Here is a 20,160-nt window from a genome sequence, read left to right as displayed (position 1 = left end):
TTCACGACAGTTAATGACGACCTTTGCCACAATTTTAGATCCAGAACGTCAGGGGACGGCGATCGAAATTGGGGTGGGAACCCAGGATTATTATTTTGTAGATTTTGTCAAAGCGGGTTTTCCCACTTTGGCAGTGGAACCCGCCCCCGTAGAGGAGTTGCGGGTCACTTGTCAGCGTTTGAATGTGCCTCTGGAACAAGCGGCGATCGCTGAAAAAAATGGGGAAGTCACCCTGTATTTGGGGGAATACCAAGGTCAGCTTAATGTCAATTTGAACTCCTTAAATCCGGATTGGTGGGGAGTAGTCAAACCGCAAGAATCTGATTCTTTCCGGCAAAGAAGAACCCCCACCAGCCTGAATGTGCCTGCGTTTACTTTAAAAACTTTACTACAAAATCGGGCAATTGAACGGCTTTCTATCTTAAAAGTTGATACAGAAGGCAGCGAATTTGGCATTATTAATGGATTGCGGGAGATTCCCCCCCAAACATTACCGAGTTTGGTGCAATTTGAATATGGGGGAGGAGGCGATCGCCAGAGTCAGGAAGGGGGATGGAACCCCAAATATTTTCAAAGTACCCTGGATTGTTTAGAGGTACTAAAAGATCTAGGATATGAATGGTTAGTCCTGATTGACCGGGAGTTGCCTCGTCCTTGCTCTTTTTCACTGCAAGAAATTACTAATTTTGCAGATATTTTTCATCCCCTGTCCCATGTCGGTAATGCGATCGCCTGCAAAACTCGCCACATTACCTCCCAAATTAACTTAGACACCCTTTGTCAGCCTTATCTCAATTATTCCAAAAAATTAGCTGAAAGTTTAGTCACTCTAGGTTCCTCCAAAATTGTCCATTCCTTTAAATATATTCTGCCCTATGTCATTGCTCATCAGTATAAAATAAAAGGCCGTCCCTTGAGGGTTTTAGAGTATGGACCCGGATGTAACACTGAGCAGTTTATCAAATCATTAGTCTGTCAGCAGGTCGTGTCCGTTGAGGACAATGCGGGGTGGTATGAAAAATTTGCACCTATCGTCAAATCCGCTCAAGGGATTGACATTGACTATCGATTAATTGAGGTCAAAAGTGAAGAAGGAAAAGCCTATTTAGGGGGACATTGCTGGACTGAATCCGAGATTTTAGAGTATTGTGAATATCCCATGAAATATGGCCCAGGCTATTTTGATATTATTTTTGTCGATGCAGGCGATCGCCAGGACGAAGTAACCATCAAAGGCCACACTTATCCGGGTTGTCCCGTTCGCAATATCTGTTTAGAACTAGCCCATACCCTATTAGCAGATCAAGGGGTAGTCGTTCTCCATGATGTCCCTGGACCTTTTCCGACCATCAATCGTTCTTTAGTCGCACCAATCCAAACGTTTTCCGTCGTTAAAAGTTTCCCTCAAGTTTGTACAACGCTGCTCTCTAATGCTTTAAATTTAGATGATTTAGAAGGGTTTATTTCTAGTCTTTATCCCCAAAAAATTTCCAAAAATTCTCTCAAACCTGAGATTTTCTCTACTCCAAAGCGTTCTAATTCTGACCCGAAAATGTTGGATTTATCCCAACTCTTAGAGGAGCATTCTATCACCCCTCGGGGAGTCATTCATGTAGGGGCAAATGAAGGTGAAGAACTTAAAATTTATCAGGAAATTGGCATTAATAAGGTTTTATTTATTGAAGCCAATCCAGCCGTTTTTCAAGTCTTAAAAACCAATTTAATAGGCGTCCCTAACCTGATTGGCGTAAATTGTGCCATCTCCAATATTAATGGAACTGCAACTTTGCACGTCACATCAATGGATGCAGCCAGCTCTATTTTACCCTTGAAACGGGTTAAAGACTATTATCCTGAGATTCGAGAAACCCATCAAATTCAGGTCCAATCTAAAACCTTGGATACCCTCGTGGAAGAATTAGGTTTAAATCCGGCAGATTTTAATCTATTGAACTTAGATATCCAGGGGGCAGAATTTTTGGCCCTCCAAGGGGCCAAAAATCTGCTGCAAAATATTGAAGCCATTAATACCGAAGTCAATTACGAAGAACTGTATGAAGGGACGCAGTTAATTGACAAAATTGATGAATTATTAGCCGAATCTGACTTTGAGCGCGTTGCTACCGTCACCCCCTATCATCCTTCTTGGGGAGATGCGTTTTATGTTAAAAAGCCCTTAATTACCCTATCTACCCTGGGTACTAATGGACGCTTTGCCAATCAACTTTTTCAGTATGGGTTTTTGAAACTTTACGCTGAAACCCATCATCTGCGGATAGAAACTCCCGAATGGATTGGACAGTATTTATTTGGACATCAAGACCCCCCCTTGTCTAAAAATTTACCTGAAGTCAAAGATGTCAGTACCCGCGCCGATGACTCGCCAATTTTGCAACGGAAAAACCCCTTGAAAAATGTTGACATTTGGGGATATTTTCAGTTTCATACTCAATATTATGCCGCCTATAAAGACAAGTTTTATGGCTGGTTTGAACCTGTCATTGAGGTCAAACAACAACTGGACCCGGTGCGCGATCGCCTGCTTTCCCAAGGCAAAACCATTGTCGGATTACATATCCGACTCAAAGATTATGGCTTTTCCTACTTTTTCATCGCCCCTCTTATCTGGTATAAAACCTGGTTAACCCAAATCTGGGATACCCTAGAGCAACCTGTTTTATTCATTGCCAGTGACGAACCGGAAAAAGTCCTGCCTCATTTTGCCGAATATCAACCCGTTACCGCTAAATCCCTGGGGGCCGCATTACCAAAAGCTGACTTTTATCCAGATTTTTACTTATTAAGTCACTGCGATATTCTAGCGATTTCTAACAGCACCTTTTCCTTTGTCGCCTCCATGCTTAACCGGCGGGGAAATTGCTTCATGCGTCCCCAATTGTCCGCTCAATCCCTGATTCCTTATGACCCTTGGAATAGTGAACCGATCTTACATGATGCCAAAGTGCCGAGGAAGTATGAACCCGCCTGTCTGCGACCCCTGCGAGAGCAAATTGCCGATCGCTGGTTAAGTTTAACCGGCGATCAACTGAAACTCAGCTATTTGAGTGGCGTGGGTATCGATGCAAAAATACTCCTGGATAAAGGGATAAAAAATGAACCCTTGACGGACCGTGAAAGAGAGTTAGTCCAACAGTTAAAGTCAGAGATTAGCCCGCGATTGGATCAGCCCAAAGCGATGCAATCCTTTCTCGTGGCGATGTTATATCAGGATGCTTATCAACTTTCCTTCTCTTATAATGGCGCGGCAATTCCCAAATGGTTTGTCGCGGATTTTTGGCAATTTTTATTTGCAGCACCCAGTGCATTTTCGGAACTAGGAGAACCAGAACAATACTTTCACTCCCTTAAGGGATTGGTCAATTATCTCCATTCCCATTTGTTCCAAAATCCCAATTCAGACCTCTGGCGGTATATTGCCTTATGTTTTATCCAATCCCATAATTTTAAAGCCCTATCCGCCTGGGAAGAGAATCGATTGGAAATTGCCCAAAAACGAGGAGAAATTCTGGAATTGACCCTAAAAAATTTAGGGCTGAACCTGGATTATGACTGTCCCCCTCGTCCCCCGTCTCGGGAGAAAATTCGCCTGGGAATTTTGCAACATAACTTTTTTGCCGCTAAAGAAACAGTGGTCACTTTGGCTGCTTTTGAGCATTTAGACCGACAGAAATTTGAAGTGCGGTTGTATGCGATCGCCGTTCAAGAGACCCCCTTGCAACAAACCTGCCAAAATTGTGCCGATCGCTTAGTGCAGCTACCCCAGAAATTGGGGGAACAAGTGGAGAAAATTCGCGGGGATCAGTTGGATATTCTGCTCATTGGCAGCGACATTAGCAGTCATACCACGGCGATCGCCTTATTAGCTTGCCACCGCTTGGCGAGGGTCCAATGTACTGGGGCTTGGGTAACCAGTACCACGGGACTGCGCCAGATGGATTACTACATTACCGGGGATTTAATGGCAGGACCCAGCTTCCAAAACTACTATCAGGAACAAGTCGTGACAGTCGAAGGGTCTGGACTCTGTTTTAAGCGACCCCAACCCGGGGAACAACAGCGAATTCAACCCACGCGCCATCGGTGGGGGACTTCCGAGGAAACTGTGATCTTCATTTCCGGGGCGAGTACCAACAAAATCGGTCCTCAGATTCGAGAAACCTGGGCCAAAATTTTGGCAGCCGTGCCTAATTCGATCTTAGTGTTATATCCCTTTGGAGGAATGGGGGCCAAATTTTATCGCACCAGTCCCTACGATAATCACACCCAAATGGTATTGCAGCGATATGGAATTGACCCTAAGCGGTTCGTAGTCATTGAGCAGTTAAATTCTTTAGAAGAGCTCAAAGATAGTTTGCAGCAAGCAGATCTGTATTTAGACGCTTACCCGGATACCGGGGATTTATCCCTAATCGATCCGTTAGAAGTGGGACTGCCGGTAGTGGTTCGCGAGGGGGAAGCCCCACAAACTCGGCGATCGTCTGCCCTATTGCGAGAGTTGCAGCTTGAACAATGGATTGCCCTGAGTGAATCGGCTTACATTGAGTTAGCGGTTTCCCTAGGGACGAACCCGCAACAACGGCAACAGTATCGGGAGCAACTACAGCAGAGTTTTCACCCTACAACAGGTCCCTGTATGGATACCCGTGCTTATTCCGCTAAAATCGGCACACTCTTGGAAAAACTGGTTCAAAACTCCAATTGAATCCAGGTCAAGGAAAAATAGCCTAGGGAGGCAGAAAGTAGTATGACAGGGGTAAGTTGGGCAACCTGTTTAAAGAAACCAATCCCGGTTGACTAGCGTCCCCGGTCGTAGAGAGAACTCAACAGCCTATCTACTAAGATAGTAAAGAGCAGTCAAATTTTTTTTCAGGGCAGCAACGGCAATCGGGAAGGGTCAGACAACAACAGGATCAACGCTTAACGAGGGGATAAACGATGAACGGAATGTTCCGGATGAGGTTCATCCTGCATCTTAGGTATTTTCCTTCATCTTGCCCGAACGGGTAAGGTTATATCAACCCGTTCCAAGACTGCCATCCCAGTGAGTTTGACCGGCTGTTTATGAGGGGAGAGCATCACCCAATTGCCCAAAACCTAAACCAAAATTCAATTCAGGAAACAAAAAGTGCTGGCAATGCCAACTAGGATTGGTTATATTTGTGGTCTTGTAGAGGTTGAACATGAGTGACCTTTTCCAAGTTGGCGACATAACGATTAAAGCCCAAGACATACCCGCCTTATTAAAGCGGTATCAGTTAGATGTGCAATTTTGTCGGGGTGTTGTCCTAGATCAAGGAATAGCCGAGGCGAAGATCACGGCAAGCGATGAAGAACGCTTAAGAGCGCTTGAAGACTTTGCTGTGCAGCAAAAGCTCACCTCCCCCGAAATCCGGGAGGCGTGGCTGAAAAGCCAAGGCATGACGGAAGAACAGATGCAGGAGTCTGTAGTGCGACAGATATTGATAGAAAAATTCAAGACAACAACCTGGGGGCCAAAAGTTCAAAGTTATTTTATGACCCGCAAAAGCGACCTGGATAAAGTTGTTTACTCCTTAATTCGCACTCAGGATGCGGGGTTAGCCCAAGAAATCTATTTTCGGATTTCGGAAGGGGAACAAAGCTTTGCAGATGCGGCTGCCGAATACTCAAAAGGCCCAGAAAGCCGAACTGGGGGATTGCTGGGACCCGTTGCGGTTTCTCAACCCCATCCCTTGATTGGTAAACTGTTATCGATTAGTCAACCGGGGCAACTCTGGCCGCCTCGACAATTGGATATATGGTTCGTGATTATTCGATTAGAAAAATTTATTCCAGCCCAACTGGATGACAATATGCGTCGGCAATTAATCGACGAGATGTTTGAAAATTGGTGGCGAGAACAGGTGCAAAAAGTCGGGTCATTGCAGTCTATCGCGGGTTAGGCGCAGGTTTGTTTCATCATGACATCAACGATCGATCTCTCTCAAATTTCAGAATTTTTAAAGAAAACGGCCCCGTTTGATCGCCTCGGCGATCGGGCCTTGGAGAATCTGGCTACCCATTGCGAATTGTTGCGCTATCGGACGGGTCAACCAATTTTTGAGTTGGGTAAAATGCCGACTCAAGTGGCGGTGATTTATGAGGGCCAGGTGCGGGAATTGGCATACGACCAACGCAGCCAAAGTATGGTTAGTTTGCGGTTAGCCGGTCCGGGAGAAATTCTCGGGTGGGGGAGCTTGGTGCGAGGGGTGGCGGTAGACAGTGCGATCTCCTCCCGGGAAGTGATCTGTGTCTGCATCCGCGCCAGTACCTTCTTAGAGCAGGTGAAATCGGAAAAGGTATTTCGAGAAGCCTTTGAGCAACAAGCTGCCCTGAATGAGATATTTGAGATGCTCTCCGGGGAACTTCAGCGCCGAGCCGATGCGACTACAAATGCCAAAGATTTAACCCTACAATTTCAACCCCAGACCGTTGTCCTTAACCTCCCCAAAGGGAAAGCTAATCTCACGGAACTCGATCGCCATCACCTCTGGTTTCTCAGTAGCGGAACCCTGGGTGAATTGGAGCGAGGCAGCCGCTTGATAGTGGATGCCAACACCATTGGCAAGCTCCCTTGTCCGGACGGGGCTAGAGTCGTAGGCTTACCCTTGTTTGATTTGGCCGGAACCCCGGTAAATCCCCAGGACAATCGGGGGGCGATCGCCGACTCCCATAGCGCGATCGCCCCGATGGCCCCTGTCACCCCGACGGTGGTGGACCCCATTCCCTACGCTCCCGATCGCCCCCCGGTGATGGAAGCCGAAGAGAACACCCCACGGGGCAAAGTTAAATATCCCTTCATCCGGGGAAGAGGCCCGATTCAAGGGTCTTTGGCCTGTTTCCAAATGTTGGGGAAACAATACCAAATTCGGGTGCGCCGTGACGTCGTTCAGCGCGTCTTGGAAAATCAGTATAACTCCCACGGCAAACTGACCTTGCAATCCTGTGGGTCCGTCGCCGCCATGATGGGATTTAACGGGCAGTTGGTCACCGTCCCGGTAGAAGTCCTCTCCCGCCTCAAAGCACCGGCGATGATTCGCTGGGAAAATAGCTTTGCCCTCTTATTCAGCGTCAGCGATCGCGAAGTCGTTGCCGCCATCCCCTCCAAAGGCATCATTCGCCGCAAACCCCAAAAATTTATCCAGGAGTGGCAACTCGTCACCCCCACAGAAGACGGCAAAGAAGGCACGGAACAGGTCCTCCTCCTCGTCCCTCCCGCAGAAGACAAACAAGATACCTTTAACTTTTGGTGGTTCCTCCCCGAACTCGGCAAATATAAAAGTGTCCTAGTCCAAGTCTTTCTCGCCTCCTTCTTCGTTCAACTATTTGGGTTAGCCAACCCCCTAATCACCCAGGTGATTATCGATAAAGTCATCGGTCAAAGAAGCCTAGAAACCCTGGATATCCTGGGCTTACTAATGGTTTTAGTTGCCCTATTTGAAGGGGCCCTCACCTGGCTACGGACCTATTTATTCGTAGACACCACCAACCGAATCGACTTGAGTCTCGGGTCCCAGGTCATTGATCACCTGCTGCGACTCCCCCTCGGCTACTTCGATCAACGGCGTGTCGGTGAACTCGCCGGACGGGTGAGTGAACTAGAAAAAATTCGCCAATTCCTCACCGGGACCGCCCTCACCGTTGTTCTCGATGCCTTATTTTCGGTGATTTATATCGCCGTCATGCTCTCCTATAGCCTGTTAATGACCGCCGTTGCTCTGGCAGTGGTCCCCCTGATGGCCCTGTTAATCGCCGGGGTGTCGCCCATTGTCCAACGGCTGTTACGCAAACGGGCGGAGCGTTACGCGGATACCCAGTCCTATCTCGTCGAGGTCCTCTCCGGGATTCAAACCGTGAAGGCCCAAAATATCGAGCTTACCTCCCGGTGGAGTTGGTACGATCGCTATGCTCGCTATATCAGCGCGGGGTTTAAAACCGTCGTCACCTCCACCACCGCCAGTTCCATCAGTACCTTACTCAATAAAGCCTCCGGTCTGGCCCTGCTCTGGGTCGGTGCTCATTTAGTGCTCAGTGACCCTCCCCAAATGTCCTTGGGTCAGTTGATCGCCTTCCGCATTATCGCCTCCAATGTCACCGGGTCCCTGCTGCGCTTCGTGCAAGTCTGGCAAACCTTCCAAGAAACTGCCATGTCTGTGGAACGTCTGCGGGATATCTTAGAAGCCCATCCCGAGGCGGATGACAAGGACCGCAGCAATATCCCCATGCCTGCGGTACAGGGGGCCGTCCGATTTGAAAATGTTTCCTTCCACTTTCCCCAGAGTAAATCGCTCCAATTGGCGAACATCAATCTGGAGTTTCAACCGGGGCAATTTGTCGGCATTGTCGGTCAAAGTGGTTCGGGTAAAAGTACCTTGATGAAGCTGTTGCAGAGGCTTTATGAACCGACGGGGGGTCGGATTTTACTCGATGGCTATGATGTTTCTAAGGTGGAATTGTATTCCCTGCGGAGTCAAATCGGCGTGGTCCTTCAGGATACCCTCCTGTTTAATGGGACCGTTCAGGACAATATTGCCTTGACTAATCCCGATGCCGCCACCAATGACATTATTGAAGCGGCCAAAATTGGGGTTGCCCATGAGTTTATTATGACCCTGCCTAATGGGTATAACTCCATTGTCGGAGAAAGGGGTTCCTCGTTATCTGGGGGTCAGCGCCAACGGATTGCGATCGCCCGGACGGTCCTCCAAAATCCCCATCTGCTCATTTTGGATGAAGCCACCAGCGCCCTGGACTACAATTCCGAGCGTCTAGTTTGTGAAAACCTAGCCGAAGCCTTTAAGGGTCGCACGGTCTTTTTCATCACCCACCGTCTGACGACTGTTAAAAAAGCTGATGTCATCCTCATGATGGACCAAGGCGCGGTAGTAGAACAAGGCACCCACGATGAATTAATGGCCCTCAAAGGTCTCTACTATTGCCTGTATCAACAACAGGAATCCCAAGTCTAGGAGAAAGGGGCAAAATCAGAGATGAGGGCCAAATCCCCCATCTCCCCCATCCCCCAATTCTCCCCAATCCTCCCCATCCCCATCCCCCAATTCTCCCCATCCCCCATCCTTCGTAAAACCTAGCTCCTAAAACCCATGAAATCAGCAGTTTTCGACCAACCTGTTATTTTAGAACGCCCCCCGATTTGGTCTAGTGTCTTCATCTGGTTAATTATGGGGATGACCGCTTCGGGCGTCGCTTGGGCTGCTTGGGCGCAAATCGATCAATCTGTTCCCACCTCGGGTAAATTAGAACCCCAAGGTGCTGTCGTTGAAGTGAAACCCCCTACCAGTGGTGTGGTGCGCGAAATTCACGTTAAAGGCGGCCAGTTGGTAAAAAAAGGCCAACTCTTGGTAACCTTGGACCCGACCAGTCCAGAAGCGGATGTTGAGTCTCTCAAGCAACAACGAGATGCCTTGATGCGAGAAAACCAGTTTTTTACAGCGGCACTCAGTGGGAATACCGTGGGTGAATCGGGTTCAGAACTGGAAAATCTGACCAAACTCCGAGCCAATTTAATTTCTGAAACTCAATTTTTACAAGCACAACTCAATGGGGCCGCTGTCGCCAGCAATGGAGGGGATTTCGACCTCAATCAACAGCAATTGCTGATCGCTTCTCGAAATGAATCTCAGTCTCGGGAACAATCAGTTTCCTTGCGAGTAGATGAGTTGGAAAAACAACTCAACCAGGTGAACAATCAAATTCCTAACGTTCAAGGTCAAATTGCCATCTCCCAAGGACAATTAGAAACCGCCCGCAGACAATTAGATACTGCGCAGCGGCAATTGCCTAATGTGATTGACCAACTACAGAATGCTAGACAACAATATGTAGCCTCGCAACAACGGCTAGAAAATGCTAAACAAGACCTGCCGAAGGCGCGGGAACGGTTAGAAAATGCCCGTCGCCAATTACCCAGGGCCCTGGAACAACTCGAAACCGCCCGTCGCCAAATTCCTACGGCTCTAGCACAACTGGAAACCGCAAAACAGGGTCTGGCAGTCAATCAAAGTATTATGGGCCGGATTCAACCTGTGGTGGCAGAAGGGGCATTGTCTGAACTGCAAGAAGAGCGCCAGGAACAAGAAATTTTGCGCTCTCAAGCGGAAGTCTCTAACCGGGAAGCGGAATTATTGAGTCGTCAGCAACAACTCGCCGCCCAGGAAGCCCAAATTCTAACCCAGCAAAATGAAATTTCCTCGCGGGAAGCGGAGGTCCTGCGAAGTGAAGATGAGATTGCCCGCCGGGAAGAGGAACTGTTGCGATTTCAAAATGAAATTGGGTCGCGGGAATCAGAAATTTTACGGGCTGAAAATGAGATTGCCGCAAGGGAAGGAGAAATTTTGCGCCTGCAAAATGAAGTGCTGTCTCGTTCTGGAGAGGTCGATCGCCTCTTGAGTGAACAAGAACGGCTGAATGTGGCGATGTCGCGATCGCGTCAAGAGGTCCAAAATACCCGCGCCATTTCCCAGCGCGATGTGTTAACCCGCATCGCCGACAATCAAAAACGAATTGCGGATATCAATGGACAACTCAGCCGCTTAAAACTAGAAAATGACAAGCGAATTTCCCAAATTGATGGACAGTTAGCTAAGGCTAATCTGGAACTCCAATATCAAGAACTCAAGGCTCCGGTTGATGGGTATGTGTTTGATTTGAAACCCAATTCTCCTGGATATGTCACCCTTGCTCAATCCCCGGAAGCGATCTTAAAAATTGTTCCAAATAATGAGTTGGAAGCATCGGTTTACATCCAAAACCAAGATATTGCGATGGTGTTAGATGCTCTGCGGAAGAGTCAAGAAGATGGTCAAGCGGGAGTGCCGGTTGAGATTAGTATTGAAGCCTTCCCAGCTACGGAATATGGTACGGTTCGGGGTGTCCTCACCTCGATTGGTTCGGATGTGTTGCCTCCCGATGAAACTCGACGCTTTTATGCCTTCCCGGCAACGATTACTTTAGATAGTGAAAAGTTTTTGTTGGATAATGGACTGCAAGTCAGTCTCCAGTCTGGTATGGCAGTGCAAGGTAATATTAAAATTGGCAAACGCAGTGTGCTCCAGATTTTCTTGAGCCGGATGACGAATAAGACCCGCAGTATTGAGACGGTTAAATAATGTTCCGTCTAGGAGAAGAAGTGTCAAGTTGAACGGAAGCGGGTGGATGCTTGACACTTCTATTTCGGTTTTTTTTAGGATAACTGTTCTTGGGTGCGATCGCGATAAATCTGGGCGACTTTATCCTCGGGATTTTTGCACAAACACCGTTCAAAGAGTTCCTGAGCTTCCTCCGGTGAGTTCTGGTTGTAATAAAATAAGGCCGTTTCAAAGTCTTGTTTTGTCTCTAGCTTGGAAACTTTCAGGTCTGGGGGGTCGGCATCAAATACTTCATAGACGGTGACTAATTCTGATTTCCCTTTGACTTGCACCGTATCAATTTTACGAATTCCGTAGTGATTAGGATTTTTTAACCGGGAAAAGGTGCGGTCAGAAATTAATAAGGAAACCTGATATTTTTTGGTCAGTCCTTCGATTCGGGAGGCTAAGTTGACGGCATCTCCGATCGCCGTTCCATCCATGCGAGTTTTTCCGCCAACGGTTCCTAACATTAAATCGCCGGTATTGATGCCAATGCCAATTTTAATCGGCTGTTCTCCCAAGGCGAGGCGATCGCGGTTATATTCCCCGAGACTGCGGATCATGGCAATTCCCGCTTGTACGGCATCATCAGCTTCCCCATTAAATAAAGCCATAATTGCATCGCCAATATATTTATCAATAAACCCATTATTGGCGGCGATCGCCGGTTCCATCCGCGACAAATAAGCATTAATAAACTTAAATGTCTCTTCCGGTGTCATTCGTTCACTTAAGGGGGTAAAATCTCGAATATCTGAAAATAAAATTGACATGGATTGATTCACACTATCGCTCAATTTGACATCAATAATGCTTTCTTTATTCAACATTTGTAAGAATTCTCGGGGAACAAATCGACTATAAGCTAAGTTGATATGTGAAAGTCTTAAATGAGTCTTAATCCGGGCCAATAATTCATTTTTGGAAATGGGTTTGGTCAAATAATCATTTGCCCCAGATCCAAACCCTTCAACCAGGACATCAATTTGAGTCTTAGCCGTTAACATCAAAATCGGGACTTCAGTCGCGGGAAACACATCCCGCAATTTTTGACAGACTTCTAACCCCGTCATTTTGGGCATCATCACATCCAGTAATATCAAATCCGGCTTAAACCCACGCTCAATCACCTCTAAGGCATCCAAGCCGTTAGAAGCTTGAGTAATGGCATAATTGTGGAGAGAAAGATGATTGACCAAAACTTGCAAATTAATCGGCTCATCATCCACGATTAAAATTTTAAATTGTTCTGAATTTTCTTCTCCATTTAAGAGAGTTAAAGTCCCCATTGATTCCTCGGGTGAAATCGGTGCTTTACCGGAAGAATCAAAGGCGACTACCTGCCGTTCTTCCTTGATAATTGGAGTGGTAACTGATGGGGAATGGTTGAGTTTCTCATCGGTTGTCTCAACGGGTGCGATCGGTAACGTGAAGGTAAATCGCGACCCCACTCCCACCGTGGATTCTACGGTAATTTCTCCGCAATGTAACTCGACAAGTTGCTTCGTAATCGATAAACCCAATCCCGTGCCCCCATATTCCCGGGCTGTAGAACCATCCGCTTGTTCAAAGGACTCAAAAATTCGCTCTAACTTGTCCGAGGCAATCCCAATTCCCGTATCTGAAACCGTAATCGCTAAATAGTTAGAAGGCTCGGGAGTATCGGCGAGAGATTCGCGTAACTGAGCCGAGACTTCAATGACACCAATGGAGGTAAATTTAATTCCATTGGCAATTAAATTTTGTAAAATTTGCTGCACCCGATTTTCATCCGCTAGAACTAACGGAACATCGGCAGGAATTCCATTGATTAATTGTAAATTTTTTGCTCCAATTAAAGGCTGACAGATAGAGAGGGTAATTTCTGCAATTTCTCTCATGCCAATGGGCTTGAGTTGCAGTTCAATGGTTTTATGTTTTAATTTGGAAAAATCAAGCAGATCATTCACCAGATGGACGAGGCGATATCCACAGTAGACAATCATCCCTAAATTTTTCTCTTGGAGGGACGTAACGGCTCCTGCGGCCCCATCAATGAGGGATTCAGCTAACCCAATAATGCCATTGAGCGGGGTTCGTAATTCGTGAGACGTATTGGCGAGAAACTCATCTTTGAGGCGATCGAGGTGTTTTAAGTCCAAATTCGCTTGTTTGAGGGCCTCTTCACTATTTCTCAGGGCTGTAGTGGCTCGATTGACGGCATCCTGAAGTCTTGCCGGTGCACTAACCAAAATAAACACTAAACCCCCGGCCAACAGCGCTAATATGGAGCCTCCCGTCCATAACCAGCGGGAAAATGGGGCGATCGCAGGCCATCCTTCAGCGGGGATTGCTGCCAACTGCCAGGATCCATTGGGCAGAATTACTGATAACAACACCGGATTTTGCTTAAAAATTTTGGGGTCTCCGAAAAACACCCCGCCAGCAGCCCCTAATCCATCATTCCCCCGGATAGCATACTTCAGTCGGGAATCTGCATCGAACAATCCGGCTTCAGTAAACAGAATATCGCGATCGATAATAATCCCCACCATGCCCCAGTAAGCTCCGCTGCCCGGTTCTCCACCGGGAGGGGTCAAAAATATTGGAGTGCGACTAATAAATGCCAGCCCTTGCGGAACCAGGTCCACAGGTCCCGCCAAAACCGTGCTGCGGGTATTAATCGCCCGCAAAATCGCCTCCCGTTCCGAGGGAATACTCATGGGTTCAAACCCGATCGCCGCCTCATTCCCCGCTAGGGGATACATATGGCTAACAATGGTGTTTTCATACAGGGCAATACTGCGAATTCCCGCTTGTTTGGCGACAATCACCCGCGCTAGGTTGTCAAATTGCTCGGGGTCAATGTTGGAATTGAGGGCGCTAATATAAGCGACTAAACCTCGTTCCAGAAACAACCGCTGGTTTAATCCCTGTTCTAACCGGGCACGGATGGCGCTCACTTCATTCAGGACATTGGCGCGATGTTGCTCTTTCCAGCGCTGTTGTTCAGAATAGTCCAGAAGTCCAACCCCAGCTAACAGCAACGTCACCGTGACTGATGCGGCAAGATAGGGCAGCAGACGAGCTTTCACAGCCAGATTCACAGGTCCTCTACTTAAAAAGGTGTTTGCGAAATATTGATGAAATAATTCCATGAACATACAGGATAAACGCGAAAGCGTTTATGGAAACTACCGACTAGAGGAACGTACACGATCTTGATCCTTGACCCCTTGGGATCAGGAACGCCAATGGCTACCCTGAACCTTCAATTCGATAGCGCCCTCCCTCCAGGTCCCTCTGTGTCCTTGAAAATGACCGGGTTAACACAGTCCCTGGATGGGTCTTTTGAGCCACTCCACCTTAGAGTTTAACGAACTGGAAAATAACTGCTAATTTTTAAACCGCGCGGTTTAAAGGTGAGCAATTCTGATAAATTGACTAACGGCTGAGTTTAAACCAGAAAACTCCCGGTTGCTATCCCTGAGAATTTTTAATGAACATAATTCCCACTGATATTGCTGATGTCGTGATTATCGAACCGAAAGTTTTCGGCGACGATCGCGGTTTTTTCTTGGAAAGTTATAACCAACGCACCTTTGCGGAAAAAACTGGCATCACCGCAGAGTTTGTCCAAGATAACCATTCGCGATCGCGTCAAAATGTCCTGCGCGGTCTACATTACCAAATTCAACAGCCCCAAGGAAAACTACTGCGCGTCGTGGTGGGTGCCGTGTTTGATGTGGCGGTGGACATTCGCAAAGACTCTCCCACCTTTGGACAATGGGCCGGTTGTCTCCTCACTGGCGAAAACCACCGCCAGTTCTGGATTCCACCCGGATTTGCTCACGGTTTTCTGGTGGTGTCGGAAATGGCGGAAGTGTTGTACAAAACCACGGAATATTACGCCCCACAGCATGAACGTTGTATTCTGTGGAATGATCCAGATTTGGGCATCGATTGGCCCTTGAATGGTGCCACGCCGATTTTATCGGAAAAAGATCAAGCGGGTCTGCGTTTGAAAGATGCGGAAGTGTTTGCATGACCCAGATTTTATTAACCGGGATTACGGGTCAATTGGGACAGGAATTGTCTCCCATTCTTCAGGCGGTGGGAGAGGTGACGGGGTGCGATCGCCAAACTCTGGATTTAGCCAACCCCAACTCGATCCGTCAAGTCATGGCAGCGGTTAAACCTCAAGTGGTTGTCAATTGTGCTGCCTATACAGCGGTGGATAAAGCGGAAAGTGAACCGGAACTGGCAATGGCGATTAATGGCACTGGGGTGGGAATTCTGGCGGATGAGTGCCATCAATTGGGGGCGCGGTTGATTCATGTGTCCACGGATTATGTGTTTGATGGTACTCAGTCTCATCCCTATCGCGAAACCGATGCCACCCATGCGATCGGACAATATGGCGCATCCAAACTCGCTGGGGAGGAAGCAATTCGACAGGTGGGAGGAGATGCGATTATCCTCAGAACCGCTTGGGTTTATGGTACCGGGGGTTCTGGTAATTTTGTGAAGACGATGCTGCGCTTGGGGTCCCAACGGGAGGAATTAGGGGTGGTAACGGATCAAGTGGGGAGTCCGACTTGGACTGGGGATTTAGCAGCGGCGATCGCCTCTATGATTCAGTTGGCAATTCCCTCGGGTACTTACCATTACACCAATAGCGGGGTTGCCAGTTGGTACGATTTTGCGATCGCCATCTTTGAAGAAGCCCAGGCCCTGGGTTTTCCCCTACAAATCCAGCGGGTGAAGCCTATTTCTACCGCAGAGTATCCCACTCCCGCCCGTCGTCCTGCCTATTCGGTCCTCTCCCTGGCTAAAATCGCCGCAACTTTGGGAACTTATCCCCCTCACTGGCGACAGGGACTCCGACAAATGCTGCGAGATTTCAGCCGTTAAATTCCCCCTGGGAATTGCACTTTAAACCGCCATTTATCCCCTTCCCTCTGTCTATATTTACCCCTCTTCCCCGAGGGGTTGGATGGGTTGAGAGGGAACTTCTTGCCAGAACAGCAGAACAGCAATCAAACCGGCAATCAACTGAATGCCACCAAAAATGGTCAGAGACACCTCAAATCCAAAGTTGAGTAACTCTCCAAAAATTAAGCTGCCGATCCCAAATCCAGTAAACAAAGTAAAGACTTTGAGTCCCATTGTTTGACCCAAATTATTGTCATCCCCTAAGTCTGTCACAATTCCAACAAATAAAGGATGAGTCAGGTCATAACCCAAGGATAAAACCAAAACCGCTACGGTGGTTACATTGGCAGGAATTTCAAAAATCATGACAATTCCAGCTAAGGCAGACATGACTAACCCTGACGGAATCAGCCAACGACGCCCCCACCGATCCACCGCATGACCAATCAAGGAACTCAATAGCAACCCGGGAATACCGTAGCCTAAAATCGTCAAACCAATGGTTAAAGCATCCATTTGATAGCGTTGGGACAAGTACAATCCCAACCAGGTATAAACACCGGAATGATAGATGCCATTCCACAACACATAAGCATAAGTCCGCTGTCCCCGAAAACTGCTTAAAATCTGACGATATCCCCCAAATATTTGGCGAATAGAGGGGAGGTTTTTTGGGGGGGAAGTGTCAAATAAGTCACCGTAACGATTCATCCGCCAGAGTACGAAAGCGGCTAAAATAGCGGTTCCCACAAAGAGCGATCGCCACCCCACAAACGGTTCCAAAATGGCACCCCCGGCAGAACCGGCGGCCATTCCGCCTTCCATTGCTGCAAAGACTAATCCGAGTTTACTGCCCCTTTGTTCAAAGGGGAATAAATCAGCAATTAATGCAAAAGTCAGGGGAATCACACCACTTGCTCCAATTCCGGTGAGCAACCGCCACATTGCCATTTGTGATGAGGTTTGAGCTGTAGCGGTTAAGGCGGTGCAAATCACAAAAATTGCCAAGGACAAACGAATAACAGGCCATCGTCCAAAGCGATCAGAAATCACCCCGTAGAATAATGCCATCAGGGCGTAAGATAGCATATAAGTGGGGACAATAAACCCGATTTCCTGAACCGGAACATTAAAGACTTCTGCTAAACGGGGAATCAGGGGAGCGATCATGTATCCCTGAAGAAAAATTAAACCCGCAGCGATCGATAATAAGGTAAACAGATTTTTATGCTGTTTCAGACGAATTGTGCGATCGGCTGCTTCAGTATGAGGCCGTTGCTCAAAATTTGGTGGGCGATTTGGCATGAATTTTAGCTCTTTTAACTTCACTACAAGCCCTGAGTATTTGAATTAAAACGTTGAAAAAATAGGCTCACTCCCTCCATGATGGAAGCAGCCGTATTGCACCCGCTCTCACCGGGTTTGACGTCTAAAAGTTAGCAGGGCTTTCAGAAAATTTTGACGATAAAATCGGGTTTTTATGGGAAAGGGTGCAATTTCTTCGAGAAAGGATTCTAAAAGAGTCAAGAAACTATGACAATAATTTTACCATCCGTTGCTTGGCTCTGAAGGGTGCTGGTAATCAGAAATCTTAATATCTTTTATTAGAAAATCTTGTTAAGTTCTAGTTTTAGATTGAAAATTACTTCTTGATTTAGTTTTTATCAATAAGTTTTCTAAGAATAGAAAATTATAATTATCACTCATGATTAAGAGGGTTGAAGTTGGCGATAGGAGCCGATTTCCGCTCTATAGGGCCAATCGCTATCCGAGTTCTGGGGCGATCGCTCCTGAATTGGCTCTTTCCAGCCGAATAACATAAGCCATTCGGTGATATCCTGATGCAGAATAGCCTCAGTGTAGGGAACTTATCCCCCGCACTGGCGACAGGAACTCCGAGACAGACCGCGAGATTTGAGGCGTTTGAGATGAAAGCACTAATTCTTTCTGGTGGAAAAGGTACCCGCCTGCGACCCCTAACCTACTCCGGTGCTAAACAGCTCGTGCCGGTTGCCAATAAGCCGATTCTATGGTATGGCATTGAAGGAATTGTGGCCGCTGGAATTACGGATATTGGCATTATTATCAGTCCAGAAACCGGGGAAGAGGTGAAATCCCTGACCGGAAATGGCGATCGCTTCGGTGCGAAGATTACTTATATTTTGCAGGAACAACCCGCCGGTTTAGCTCATGCGGTAAAAATCGCTCGGCCATTTTTAGGGGATGTTCCGTTTATTATGTATCTCGGAGATAACCTGATCCAAAGGCCCCTGAATCCGTTTTTGGACAAGTTTAAAGAAGAACAATTAGATGCTTTAATCCTACTACGTCCCGTCTTAAATCCCAGCGCATTTGGGGTGGCAAAGGTGGATGAAAAAGGGAAGGTTTTACAATTAGTTGAAAAACCTAAAGACCCGCCGTCTAATTTAGCTTTAGTCGGGATTTACTTTTTTTCGCCCCAGATTCACGAGGCGATCGCCAATATCCAACCCTCCGCCCGAGGAGAGTTGGAAATTACCGATGCCATTCAACGTTTGATCGACTGGGAAACCTTGGTGGAATCCTGTACCCTAGAGGGTTGGTGGTTGGATACCGGGAAAAAAGATGACCTACTTGAAGCCAATCGCATCATTCTGGATACGCAATTAGTGGCCCAAAATCATGCCGAAGTAGATGACCATAGTCACATTATTGGGCGGGTCCAAATAGGGGCGGGAACGAAAGTGATTAACAGTTCCATTCGCGGTCCCGTGATTATTGGCGAAAATTGTTATTTGGAAAATTGCTTCATTGGTCCTTATAGCAGCATCGCCGATCATGTGAAGTTAATCGAAGCGGATTTAGAACATAGTGTGGTGTTGCATAGCGCTCAAATCATGGGCATTCATCAACGATTGGTGGATAGTGTGATTGGAAGACGAGCACAATTGACCGTCGCCCCCCGGCGTCCCAAAGCCCTCCGGTTTATGATTGGTGATGATTCTCAAATTGAATTACCCTAATCGGTCCGGATGAAGGATAAAAGATAAATCAAAATTTGGATAGGTTATCCTTCCTCCCAGTTCAATTGGTCAATCACTCGATGGAATCTCAATCCAGGTGCTTTATTTTGTAACGGTTAATTATTATTCTACCGAGTTAGTTGAGCAATTAATTCAATCCATTGAGGACAGTTCCACCCTGGACTATCAGGTGATTATTGTTAATAATTCACCGGAAGATGACTCAATTTACCAGGTGGAACGCGAGTCTACGGTGATTTTGGAGTCTGGGGAGAATGTCGGATTTGGGGCGGGGTGCAATCTGGGACTGGATTGGGTGTATCAGCAAAACTCCCAAGGGATTGTCTGGTTAATCAATCCGGATACCCTCCTGGGATCAGCAGGATGGGAAAAAGTCCCCAATTTATTTGCCGCGAATCCCGAAGTGTCCATTTTAGGTACAATTGTTTATGAACCCACCGGAACCCTGTGGTTTGCAGGTGGGGTATTTATTCCGAGTCAGGGTGCAATTCTGGAAAAAAACCTGTTGAGTCTGGAGGCGGATCTTGATTATGTCCCTTGTGATTGGGTAACGGGTTGCAGTTTATTAATTAATTTGGGACAGTTTTCGGAATGTCCGACTTTTGACCCCGATTACTTTCTCTATTATGAAGATTTTGATTTTTGCAGACGCTATGCCGCCCAAGGCCATATTATTGGGGTGACGCCCAAATTAAGCCTGATTCATTCTCCGTCTTCCATTGCAGATACCCAGGTTAAACAGAAGTTCAAACACAGCACCTACAGTTATTTAAGAACAATGGAAAAATACAGTCCAAAACGAGTTTTAATGGGTCGATTGTTCCGCTTAATTGCCCATGCCTTCATTCTAATTTTTATTAAGCCGGAGATTGCCTGGGGAAAGTTTGCGGGATTGGCCCAATATTGTCAGCGATCGCCCCTAGTCCAATCTGCACTCTCTGCCCTAAAACTGAGAGGTTCGGATGTTTACTTTGGATAAAACACTCGTGTTCGCTCTTGACCTGTAGTTGGACGTCACGCAAAAAATCCGAGGT

General features: G+C 47.1%; 10 protein-coding genes. 8 read left to right on the top strand and 2 right to left on the bottom strand.

Annotation, left to right across the window (positions count from 1 at the left end; all coding sequences use genetic code 11):
- Window positions 1–13: 13 nt before the first annotated feature.
- The 4 genes from NG796_RS03385 (at window position 14) to NG796_RS03370 (ending at window position 11,168) form a co-directional block, all read left to right on the top strand.
- On the top strand, window positions 14–4,723 hold the full coding sequence (locus NG796_RS03385; protein ID WP_261204510.1) for an FkbM family methyltransferase: 4,710 nt from the start codon (window positions 14–16) through the stop codon (window positions 4,721–4,723).
- A gap of 478 nt (window positions 4,724–5,201) precedes the next feature.
- On the top strand, window positions 5,202–5,942 hold the full coding sequence (locus tag NG796_RS03380) for a peptidylprolyl isomerase (RefSeq protein WP_261204509.1): 741 nt from the start codon (window positions 5,202–5,204) through the stop codon (window positions 5,940–5,942).
- Window positions 5,943–5,960: 18 nt separating this feature from the next.
- Window positions 5,961–9,008, top strand: coding sequence for a peptidase domain-containing ABC transporter (locus NG796_RS03375; protein ID WP_261204508.1), 3,048 nt, complete (start codon window positions 5,961–5,963; stop codon window positions 9,006–9,008).
- Between the two features lie 135 nt (window positions 9,009–9,143).
- The gene (locus NG796_RS03370; protein ID WP_261204507.1) at window positions 9,144–11,168 is read left to right on the top strand and encodes an HlyD family efflux transporter periplasmic adaptor subunit; all 2,025 of its coding nucleotides are present in this window, start codon (window positions 9,144–9,146) and stop codon (window positions 11,166–11,168) included.
- A gap of 74 nt (window positions 11,169–11,242) precedes the next feature.
- Here the strand turns inward: NG796_RS03370 and NG796_RS03365 are convergent, their stop codons facing one another.
- Window positions 11,243–14,275, bottom strand: a complete 3,033-nt coding sequence (locus tag NG796_RS03365; RefSeq protein WP_317619265.1) for an ATP-binding protein — start codon at window positions 14,273–14,275, stop codon at window positions 11,243–11,245.
- Between the two features lie 392 nt (window positions 14,276–14,667).
- Here NG796_RS03365 and rfbC point away from each other — a divergent pair, with 392 nt between their 5' ends.
- Complete coding sequence (rfbC, locus tag NG796_RS03360) at window positions 14,668–15,216, top strand: dTDP-4-dehydrorhamnose 3,5-epimerase (protein WP_261204505.1); 549 nt, start codon at window positions 14,668–14,670, stop codon at window positions 15,214–15,216.
- Window positions 15,213–16,082 (top strand): dTDP-4-dehydrorhamnose reductase, encoded by an 870-nt coding sequence (rfbD, locus tag NG796_RS03355; RefSeq protein ID WP_261204504.1) that lies wholly within the window; start codon window positions 15,213–15,215, stop codon window positions 16,080–16,082. Before rfbC ends, rfbD begins: the two co-directional genes overlap by 4 nt.
- A 57-nt stretch (window positions 16,083–16,139) precedes the next feature.
- Here the strand turns inward: rfbD and NG796_RS03350 are convergent, their stop codons facing one another.
- Window positions 16,140–17,408 carry an MFS transporter gene (locus NG796_RS03350; protein ID WP_261204503.1) on the bottom strand — a complete coding sequence of 423 codons (1,269 nt, stop codon included), beginning with the start codon at window positions 17,406–17,408 and terminating at the stop codon, window positions 16,140–16,142.
- Between the two features lie 623 nt (window positions 17,409–18,031).
- On the opposite strand from NG796_RS03350, the gene NG796_RS03345 reads away from it, so the two are divergent.
- Both NG796_RS03345 and NG796_RS03340 read left to right on the top strand, forming a co-directional pair.
- The gene (locus tag NG796_RS03345; protein ID WP_261204502.1) at window positions 18,032–19,105 is read left to right on the top strand and encodes a glucose-1-phosphate thymidylyltransferase; all 1,074 of its coding nucleotides are present in this window, start codon (window positions 18,032–18,034) and stop codon (window positions 19,103–19,105) included.
- A 97-nt stretch (window positions 19,106–19,202) separates the two neighbouring features.
- The gene (locus tag NG796_RS03340) at window positions 19,203–20,105 is read left to right on the top strand and encodes a glycosyltransferase (protein ID WP_261204501.1); all 903 of its coding nucleotides are present in this window, start codon (window positions 19,203–19,205) and stop codon (window positions 20,103–20,105) included.
- The last annotated feature ends 55 nt before the right edge of the window (window positions 20,106–20,160 follow it).

Origin of the sequence: Laspinema sp. D2d, assembly GCF_025370755.1 — a bacterium.
GTDB lineage: Bacteria > Cyanobacteriota > Cyanobacteriia > Cyanobacteriales > Laspinemataceae > Laspinema.
This window is presented reverse-complemented; position numbering and strand designations above follow the sequence as displayed.

Excerpts from the sequence above, each read along its gene's own strand:
- NG796_RS03350 (WP_261204503.1), bottom strand. The coding sequence starts at position 17,408 with ATGCCAAATCGCCCACCAAATTTTGAGCAACGGCCTCATACTGAAGCA.
- NG796_RS03370 (WP_261204507.1), top strand. The coding sequence starts at position 9,144 with ATGAAATCAGCAGTTTTCGACCAACCTGTTATTTTAGAACGCCCCCCG.
- NG796_RS03345 (WP_261204502.1), top strand. The coding sequence starts at position 18,032 with ATGAAAGCACTAATTCTTTCTGGTGGAAAAGGTACCCGCCTGCGACCC.
- NG796_RS03385 (WP_261204510.1), top strand. The coding sequence starts at position 14 with ATGACGACCTTTGCCACAATTTTAGATCCAGAACGTCAGGGGACGGCG.
- NG796_RS03375 (WP_261204508.1), top strand. The coding sequence starts at position 5,961 with ATGACATCAACGATCGATCTCTCTCAAATTTCAGAATTTTTAAAGAAA.
- NG796_RS03380 (WP_261204509.1), top strand. The coding sequence starts at position 5,202 with ATGAGTGACCTTTTCCAAGTTGGCGACATAACGATTAAAGCCCAAGAC.
- rfbC (WP_261204505.1), top strand. The coding sequence starts at position 14,668 with ATGAACATAATTCCCACTGATATTGCTGATGTCGTGATTATCGAACCG.
- rfbD (WP_261204504.1), top strand. The coding sequence starts at position 15,213 with ATGACCCAGATTTTATTAACCGGGATTACGGGTCAATTGGGACAGGAA.